Raw genomic sequence first — 7,047 nt, 5'->3', positions numbered from 1 at the left:
ATGTTCGTCCACCCGGGCCAGGTGGCCGAGGTGCTGCGCCGCCACCCCGAGGCCGGCCGCGGTCGCCTCGTGGTCGAAGGCGAGATGGCCAACGACCGGATGACGCTGAAGGTCGAGATCGGCCAGGCGCCCGATGGGCTCGCCGCCCGGCTGGCCGAGTCGATGCGCGACGTGACCAAGCTGCGCGGCGAGGTGCAGTTCGTGCCACCCAGCAGCCTGCCCAACGACGGCAAGGTGATCGAGGACGCGCGCAAGTACGACTGACCGGCAGGTCGGGCGGACTTGCGCGGGACGTGAAGATGTGCCTGCGCACGTCCTCGCGCCAGCGCCGCGCCGCGGGCCTGCATGCCCACGGGAGGAAATACGACGGATGATCGGCAGACGTCACGCAGTTCCGCCTCCCGGGAATCAGGCTTCTTGGGGCGAGCCCGGCAAGTTCAGGGCGGTGTCGCTAGACTGCCTGAATGAAGATCGATTTCGTCTCCGATGTGGCCTGCCCGTGGTGTGCGGTGGGCCTGAATTCGCTTGAACTGGCGCTGGCCAAGATCGGCCCGGACATCCCGGTCGAACTGCACTTTCGCCCGTTCGAACTGAACCCGCAGATGCCGGCGGAGGGCGAAGACGCAACCGAGCACCTGTCGCGCAAGTACGGCCTGACGCCCGAGCAGCTGGACCGCAACCGGGCGGGAATTCGCGAACGCGGCGCAGCCGTCGGCTTCCAGTTCGGCGACAGAGCTCGCGTCTGGAACACCTTCGATGCACACCGGCTGATCCACTGGGCAGGGCTCGAAGGCAAGCAGCGTGAGATGAAGCATGCGCTGCTGAAGGCCTACCACGGCCGCAACGAGAACCCCGGCGCGCATGACGTGCTGCTGCGCGCGGCCGAAGAGGTTGGCCTCGACGTCGAGCGTGCCCGCGAGGTGATCGAGTCCGACCGCTACGCCGCCGAGGTGCGCGCCGAAGAGCGCCACTGGCAGCAACTCGGCGTCAACTCCGTGCCGTCGGTCATCATCAACGACCGCCACCTGATCCAAGGTGGGCAGCCGCCCGAGGTGTTCGAGCAGGCATTGCGTCAGTTGGCCCAGACCGCGGGCTGACGAAGCGGCGATCGCCTCTTCATGAGCGCCGCTCGGCGTCGCTGCGGCAAGCCTTGCAACACCTCAGCAGCGGCCCGGATCGGTCAGAGCCCCGCACAGGCGGTGAAGCCATGAGGTGCTGAAGACAGAAAAGCTTGCCGCAGGCCGAACAGTGGCCCCCTTCGGCAGGCGCGAAAGGCTGCTTGCATTCGTGGCATTCAAACGGCTGCAGCACGTCGTGCGAACTCATCGGAACAAGGTTGCGTCACGACAGCTCGCGCGCATAGACGATGAAGCCCCGATGCTCGGCGAGCTGGTCGTACAGCGCACGGCCGGCCTCGTTGGTGGTCTGGGTCTGCCAATAGACCCGGGAGCTGCCGGCGTCGCGAGCCGCGGCGTAGACCGCTTCGATCAATTGACGGCCGATGCCTTGCCCGCGGCAGGCTTCGTCGGTGAAGAGGTCTTGCAGATAGCAGACGTCGAGCAGCCGCGTGGTGCTGCGGTGGAACAGGTAGTGCGCCAGGCCGACGACGCAGTTGCCCTGTTCGGCCACCAGCGCATGCACCGGTTCGGCCGGGTCGAAGAACCGGCCCCAGGTGGCTTGCGTGATCGGCTCAGGCAGTGCCGTCGTGCCTTGGCGCCCGTAGAAGGCGTTGTAGCCATCCCAGAGACGCCGCCAGTCGGCGCGATCGGCAAGAGCGAGCGGACGAATCAGGGCACCAGCGGGCATGGCTCGGCAAGGCAGACACAACCACCGCAGTCTGCCAGAGCGGCTCGCCGCTCACGCGGCCTGGGTCGTGGCGGCCCGAAGCGGCCGTTGCGTGAGGGTGCGGGCCCCGAACAGCACCAACCACAAGATCAGCACCGGCTCGCCCAGCTGCAGCACGAAGACCAGGTCGCCCATGGCACTGGGTGACCCAGGCCACAGCAGCGCCCGGACCACGCCGAGCAGGTAGCCGATACCCGCCGCCATCACCGGCGCGGCCACCCATTTCGGGATGAAGCCGCAGCGCCAGACCAGCCGCGCGAGCGGAATGAGCCACAGCCCCCAGAAGACCGCGGCCACCTCGAAGCCATGGCCATGCAGTTGGACGAACAGCAGCGCCAGCGCGTCGAGTTGCGGCCGGTCGAACGCGGCCAGGAAGCCCGGCCCCTGGGCCAGGGTCAACGCGGCGAGTTCGTTCCCCACGTTGAGGAACACCATCGGGATCGGGATCAGCCCCAACCACGCCATCTGCCGCGCCAGGTGCTGGCTCACCGGCAAGAACAGCCGGTAGAGCGCCAGCACCAGGAAGACCTCGACGGCCTGGTGGAAGAGTTCGCTGGCCATGCCCCAGCGCAGCAGCGTCTCGGCGCCGCGGATGCCTTCGGCGGTCAAGGCGGCGTCGCCGCTCCCGAACAGCTTTGCGGGCACGTAGACCAGGCCGAGCGGCGCGGTCACGGCCACCAGCAGATACAGCGCGCCGGCCACCCTGGCCTGCTTCTTTGTCGAATCCATGGGCGGTCCCTCAGTGAGCGGCGTGCGGGTTCAGCGAAGGCGCGCGCCAGCGATCACCGACGTTGCGCAGGTAGTGCACGAAGACATAACGCCAAGGGATGACGAAAGGAACGATCACGACCACCAGGCAGTCGGTGGTGGTCGACCAGGTGACGGCGTCCATCTGGCCGCTGGACCACAGCGGCAACGCGACGACGAGCAGCCAGATTGTTTTCCAGACCAGCTCCCACAGCAGCAGCGGCAACATCTGCAGCGGGTAGCGCAGGCCCAGCAGCGACAGCAGCGAGAACGAGGCCAGCATGCAATTGACCACGCCCTGCATCAGCCCCCAAGGTTTGTCGTGGTGGATGACGCCGGGCCAGATCACGATGCCGAGCCCGACGACGATCAGCAGGTACATCGCCCGCAGCAGGTAGAGACGAAACAGCGAGACCTCGTTCACCTCGGTCAGCTTGGGGTTGGGCTGGGTGTTGGGCTGGGTGTTGGGCTGGGTGTGGGTCATGATCACTCCACGGCTTTCAGGATTTTCTCGACCGCCACCAGGCGGGTCTGGACGTCAGCCAGCGTCGTGTTGATCGAGGTCAGCGCCGCCGCGGTTTGGGCTTGCGCGGCTGACGCGGCCGAGGCGATCCGGCTGTAGGCCTCGTCTTGCGCCACGCGGGCCTTGGCCTGCTGGACCGCCGACCAGTACTTCATCCCGAAGACCAGCAAGATGGTCGCCAGCGGCAGGCAGATCGTCAAAAGGTACAGGTATTCGGACATGGTGACCTCTACGGTTCAAGGGGACTGGTCAGGGACTTCGCCGCTTCGGCGATGGCCGCAGGCGTCAGCTCGATGGCGAAGCGTGTGACTTCGAAGTAGTTCAGCGCCTTGCCGTCGGGCGACAGCTCGAGCTGGCTGGTGACCAGGCCAGCGTCTTCCAGCTTTTGCAGGTGCAGGTGCAGCAAGGGCCGGCTGATGCCGAGCTCACGCGCCAACTGGCTGACGTAGTTGCGTCCGCTGGTGTCCAGCGCCGCGACTATCCGCAGCCGGTGCGGGTTGGCGAGCGCCGACAGCATCGCCAGCAGGCGATCGCCGTCAGGAACGTGGCTCTTTGTTTTCACGTGTCAACAATATCTGACATGTGAAAAGAAGTCAATGACAACGTGCTTGAGCCGCCGCATGCGGTACGCGTCCGCGCCGGGTCAACCTCGGTGAGGTGGGAGAGAGGAGTCGAGGGGAGGCGCTTGGCGCCCAGCAACGCCCCCGCATGGCCGCACCCGGCATCCAGCCTGCGCGGCCGGGCGGGGGCGTGAAGACTCGGCCGGGGCCTTGCCTTGGCGGCAGGGCCCGGGCCGGGGCGGGGCGAGCCGCTACAGCGGCGAGAACTTGAACGAGCGGAGCACGATCTCGACCGACTGCCCGTTGCTCGGGGCCTGGCCCTTGAACAGCCACAGGTTCATGTGCACCGGCAAGGCGTTCTGCGGGATGCGGCGCTGCGAGCTGGCCGGCGAGAAGGTCTTCTTGTGGAACAGCCCGTTGTTGTCGCCAATGTCATGCAGGCCGTTGAGGCTGGCGTAGCGCACGCGGTCGGACGACCAGGTGAAGCGGTGGGTCGACAAGTTGCTGGTCAGCGCCACTTCGAAGGTCGTCGACAAAGGCTTGGGGCCGACCACGGCGGGGTAGATGGTCCAGTTGCCATTCGGCCAGGACGAGTTGCCCCAACGCGCGAACTCGATGTCGATCTCGTTGGTGCCATCAGGGCCGATGTCGGGTGTCGTGTAGTTGAACAGGCCCAGCACCAGGTTGCGGTCCATCTGGTCCGGCCGGCCTTCGACCTGCCACTGGTAGGTGCCGAAGCCCAGCGACTTGGTCATCGTGACCTCGGCGCAGGCCCAGTGCCCGTCAAGCTGGGTGACGCGCAGGTGCATCGCGCCGTTGGCGTCGACCCAGACATTGCGCGCGTCCCAGTTGTTGGGGCCGGGGCCGCCGCCGCCCTGGCGTACTTCCCAGGTGTAGCCAGAGAACTGCACGGTGGCGGCCGAAGCGGCCGTCGGGCCGACCAGCGCGGCAAAGGTCAACAGAGCCAGCGCCGAGCGGCGTGGCATGAGGGGCAAGGCTTTCATCGAACGGTCTCCTCCTGCACGGCGGGCTTGCGTGCCGCAACCAGCGTAGCGCGAGCCGTCTGAAAGCGATTGCACAAAACACCCCCTGGCGCGTAAGAGGGCCCGCTCAGTGGTGTCCGGATGTGACCCGGCGCCGTCCCGTCGCGGCCGGGACCTGGCGATCGACGCTCAGCGTTCGACGATGACGAAGTGCTTGCGCATGCGCTCGACCACTTCGAACGAGCCTTTGAAATTCGGCGGCAGGAACACTGCCTGGCCGGGGCCGAAGCTTTCGATGCGGCCGGCGGCGTCGTGCACGCGGCACAGGCCGTCGAGCACGATGAAGTACTCGTGCTCGCGCGGGCCGAATTCGATCCGCCATTGGCCCGGGTCACATTCCCAGATGCCGGTGGCCAGGCCTTCGGCGGCGTTGTCGTAGAGCACCCAGGTGCGGCGCTCGGGGTCGCCCACTTCGCGCCGCTCGGGGCGCGGATGGTCGATCTCGGGAGCGGCGGCAGGCGCGGGGTCGAAGCGGATGACGGAAGGCGTGGCTTGGCTCATCTTGAGGCAGCGCAAAGGCGGCTGGAAAACTGCGGTGGAAGCCGTCATTCTCGCCACTTCAGGGGCCACCCTTACGTAGTTCCCGAGACGGCGCGCCAGAAGGCACGGCTAGCATGAACCACCCAGCGCAAGACTCATCAGGAGAGACGCCATGAAACGATTCGCCCTCACCCTCGTGGCCGCCACCCTGGCGGGCACGGCCTTCGCCGAATACCCCGACAAGCCGGTGACCATCGTCGTGCCGTTCGCGGCCGGTGGCCCGACCGACAAGGTGGCGCGCGACCTGGCAGAGGCGCTGCGCAAGCCGATGGGCGGCCAGGCGATCGTGATCGAGAACGTCGGCGGCGCCGGCGGCACGCTGGGCGCCACCAAGGTGGCCAAGGCCGCGCCGGACGGCTACACGCTGCTGCTGCACCACATCGGCATGGCCACCTCGCCGGCGCTGTACCGCACGATGCAGTACAAGACGCTGGAAGACTTCGAATACCTCGGCCTGATCAACGAAGTGCCGATGACGGTGATCGGCAAGACCGGTTTGCCGGCCGCCAACTACGCCGAGCTGGCGAAATGGCTCGATGCGAACCGGGGCAAGATCAACCTGGCCAACGCCGGCCTGGGCTCGGCTTCGCACCTGTGCGGCCTGCTGTTGCAGCAAAGCCTGAAGATCGACATGACGACCGTGCCGTACAAAGGCACGGCACCGGCGATGACCGATCTGCTCGGCGGCCAGGTCGACCTGATGTGCGACCAGACCACCAACACCACCAGCCAGATCGAAAGCGGCAAGGTCAAGGCCTTCGCGGTCACATCGAGCAAGCGTTTGACGACCCCGGCGCTGGCCAAGCTGCCGACGCTGGACGAGTCAGGCCTGAAGGGCTTCAACGTGACGATCTGGCACGGCCTGTACGCGCCCAAGGGCACGCCAAAGGCAGTGCTCGACAAGGTCAACACCGCGCTGAAGGCCGCGCTGAAAGACGCCGAGTTCGACAAGCGCGAAGAGGCGCTGGGCGCAGTGATCGTGACCGACGCCCGCGTCAACCCGGCCGAGCACAAGAAGTTCGTCGAGGCCGAGATCAACAAGTGGGGCCCGGTGATCAAGGCCGCCGGCCAATATGCCGACTGACGCTGCTGACTGAAGTTCAGGGTGGCCGCCCACCATCGGCGGCCGATCCATCGAGGGGGCCATTCGGGGGAGTGGCCCCTTCTTTTTTCTACTTGGCGATCAGCAGCAGCAGCGAGCGCGCCTCAAGCCCATAGACCGTGCCTTCGCCGCCGATGAAGGCCTCGCTGCCAGGCGCGACCATCGTGTTGGCACCGTCGTTCCAGGTTGCGGTGTCGGTCACGCGGTACCAGCTCTTGCCGGCACCCGGCCAGGGCAGCGTGAAATTGACCTGGCCCGACCAGCCGTTGTAGCCGACGTAGAGCGCGCTCGCGCTGTCAGCGAATTCGCTGCCATCCAGACGCCAAGCGATCGCGTGGTTCGCGGTGTTGTTGAAGTAAGCCGCATCGGCCACGCCCCCATCGGGCTTGAACCAACGCAGCTGCTCCATCACGTTGCCGTTGTTGTCGGCCGACGAATAGAAGTTCGCCGGCCGCAGCGCCGGGTGGGCCTTGCGGAATGCGATCAACCGCGTCGCGAAAGTCTTCTGGTTGGTCGCGTTTGCATCCAACGTCCAGTTGAACCAATTGGCCGATGAGTCGAGGTTGTAGGTGTTGTTGTTGCCGAACTGGGTGCGCAGCATCTCATCGCCGCCGGTGATCATCGGCACGCCACCGCTAAGCATCATGAAGGCCATGCCGGTGCGAACGGCGCGACGCTGTGCATAGG

10 protein-coding genes and 2 pseudogenes are annotated in these 7,047 nt (G+C 66.5%); 3 read left to right on the top strand and 9 right to left on the bottom strand.

What is annotated here, in order from left to right; translation table 11 throughout:
* Both AC1DYI_RS22695 and AC1DYI_RS22690 read left to right on the top strand, forming a co-directional pair.
* Positions 1 to 264 (top strand): annotated as a pseudogene (locus AC1DYI_RS22695) (phenylacetate--CoA ligase family protein); the annotation flags it as partial.
* Positions 265 to 464: 200 nt separating this feature from the next.
* Positions 465 to 1,097, top strand: a complete 633-nt coding sequence (locus AC1DYI_RS22690; protein WP_477206402.1) for a DsbA family oxidoreductase — start codon at positions 465 to 467, stop codon at positions 1,095 to 1,097.
* 19 nt (positions 1,098 to 1,116) lie between these two features.
* Here AC1DYI_RS22690 and AC1DYI_RS22685 read toward each other — a convergent pair whose 3' ends face one another.
* The 8 genes from AC1DYI_RS22685 to AC1DYI_RS22650 all read right to left on the bottom strand — a co-directional run bounded on the left by AC1DYI_RS22685 (position 1,117) and on the right by AC1DYI_RS22650 (position 5,267).
* Positions 1,117 to 1,326: an FYVE zinc finger domain-containing protein gene (locus AC1DYI_RS22685; RefSeq protein ID WP_477206401.1), complete on the bottom strand. Its 210-nt coding sequence runs from the start codon at positions 1,324 to 1,326 to the stop codon at positions 1,117 to 1,119.
* A gap of 15 nt (positions 1,327 to 1,341) precedes the next feature.
* Complete coding sequence (locus tag AC1DYI_RS22680; protein ID WP_477206400.1) at positions 1,342 to 1,806, bottom strand: N-acetyltransferase family protein; 465 nt, start codon at positions 1,804 to 1,806, stop codon at positions 1,342 to 1,344.
* Positions 1,807 to 1,857: 51 nt separating this feature from the next.
* On the bottom strand, positions 1,858 to 2,574 hold the full coding sequence (locus AC1DYI_RS22675; RefSeq protein WP_477206399.1) for a DUF4386 domain-containing protein: 717 nt from the start codon (positions 2,572 to 2,574) through the stop codon (positions 1,858 to 1,860).
* A 10-nt stretch (positions 2,575 to 2,584) separates the two neighbouring features.
* Positions 2,585 to 3,076 (bottom strand): hypothetical protein, encoded by a 492-nt coding sequence (locus AC1DYI_RS22670; RefSeq protein ID WP_477206398.1) that lies wholly within the window; start codon positions 3,074 to 3,076, stop codon positions 2,585 to 2,587.
* A 2-nt stretch (positions 3,077 to 3,078) separates the two neighbouring features.
* Entirely contained in the window at positions 3,079 to 3,336 is a 258-nt protein-coding gene (locus tag AC1DYI_RS22665; protein WP_477206397.1) for a hypothetical protein, read from the bottom strand.
* An 8-nt stretch (positions 3,337 to 3,344) separates the two neighbouring features.
* The gene (locus AC1DYI_RS22660) at positions 3,345 to 3,677 is read right to left on the bottom strand and encodes an ArsR/SmtB family transcription factor (protein ID WP_477206396.1); all 333 of its coding nucleotides are present in this window, start codon (positions 3,675 to 3,677) and stop codon (positions 3,345 to 3,347) included.
* A 249-nt stretch (positions 3,678 to 3,926) separates the two neighbouring features.
* Entirely contained in the window at positions 3,927 to 4,679 is a 753-nt protein-coding gene (locus AC1DYI_RS22655) for a glycoside hydrolase family 16 protein (protein WP_477206395.1), read from the bottom strand.
* A gap of 168 nt (positions 4,680 to 4,847) precedes the next feature.
* Positions 4,848 to 5,267, bottom strand: coding sequence for a cupin domain-containing protein (locus AC1DYI_RS22650; protein ID WP_477206394.1), 420 nt, complete (start codon positions 5,265 to 5,267; stop codon positions 4,848 to 4,850).
* Positions 5,268 to 5,370: 103 nt separating this feature from the next.
* On the opposite strand from AC1DYI_RS22650, the gene AC1DYI_RS22645 reads away from it, so the two are divergent.
* Complete coding sequence (locus AC1DYI_RS22645) at positions 5,371 to 6,342, top strand: tripartite tricarboxylate transporter substrate-binding protein (RefSeq protein ID WP_477206393.1); 972 nt, start codon at positions 5,371 to 5,373, stop codon at positions 6,340 to 6,342.
* Positions 6,343 to 6,430: 88 nt separating this feature from the next.
* Here AC1DYI_RS22645 and AC1DYI_RS22640 read toward each other — a convergent pair.
* A pseudogene (locus AC1DYI_RS22640) lies at positions 6,431 to 7,047 on the bottom strand (glycogen-debranching protein); the annotation flags it as partial.

This window comes from Ideonella sp. P3_A4, from assembly GCF_056403075.1.
This window is presented reverse-complemented; position numbering and strand designations above follow the sequence as displayed.

What these genes read in the sequence shown, in the direction of transcription:
- AC1DYI_RS22645 (WP_477206393.1), top strand. Translation starts at nt 5,371, where the DNA reads ATGAAACGATTCGCCCTCACCCTCGTGGCCGCCACCCTGGCGGGCACG.
- AC1DYI_RS22655 (WP_477206395.1), bottom strand. Translation starts at nt 4,679, where the DNA reads ATGAAAGCCTTGCCCCTCATGCCACGCCGCTCGGCGCTGGCTCTGTTG.
- AC1DYI_RS22675 (WP_477206399.1), bottom strand. Translation starts at nt 2,574, where the DNA reads ATGGATTCGACAAAGAAGCAGGCCAGGGTGGCCGGCGCGCTGTATCTG.
- AC1DYI_RS22665 (WP_477206397.1), bottom strand. Translation starts at nt 3,336, where the DNA reads ATGTCCGAATACCTGTACCTTTTGACGATCTGCCTGCCGCTGGCGACC.
- AC1DYI_RS22690 (WP_477206402.1), top strand. Translation starts at nt 465, where the DNA reads ATGAAGATCGATTTCGTCTCCGATGTGGCCTGCCCGTGGTGTGCGGTG.
- AC1DYI_RS22670 (WP_477206398.1), bottom strand. Translation starts at nt 3,076, where the DNA reads ATGACCCACACCCAGCCCAACACCCAGCCCAACACCCAGCCCAACCCC.
- AC1DYI_RS22685 (WP_477206401.1), bottom strand. Translation starts at nt 1,326, where the DNA reads ATGAGTTCGCACGACGTGCTGCAGCCGTTTGAATGCCACGAATGCAAG.
- AC1DYI_RS22650 (WP_477206394.1), bottom strand. Translation starts at nt 5,267, where the DNA reads ATGACGGCTTCCACCGCAGTTTTCCAGCCGCCTTTGCGCTGCCTCAAG.
- AC1DYI_RS22680 (WP_477206400.1), bottom strand. Translation starts at nt 1,806, where the DNA reads ATGCCCGCTGGTGCCCTGATTCGTCCGCTCGCTCTTGCCGATCGCGCC.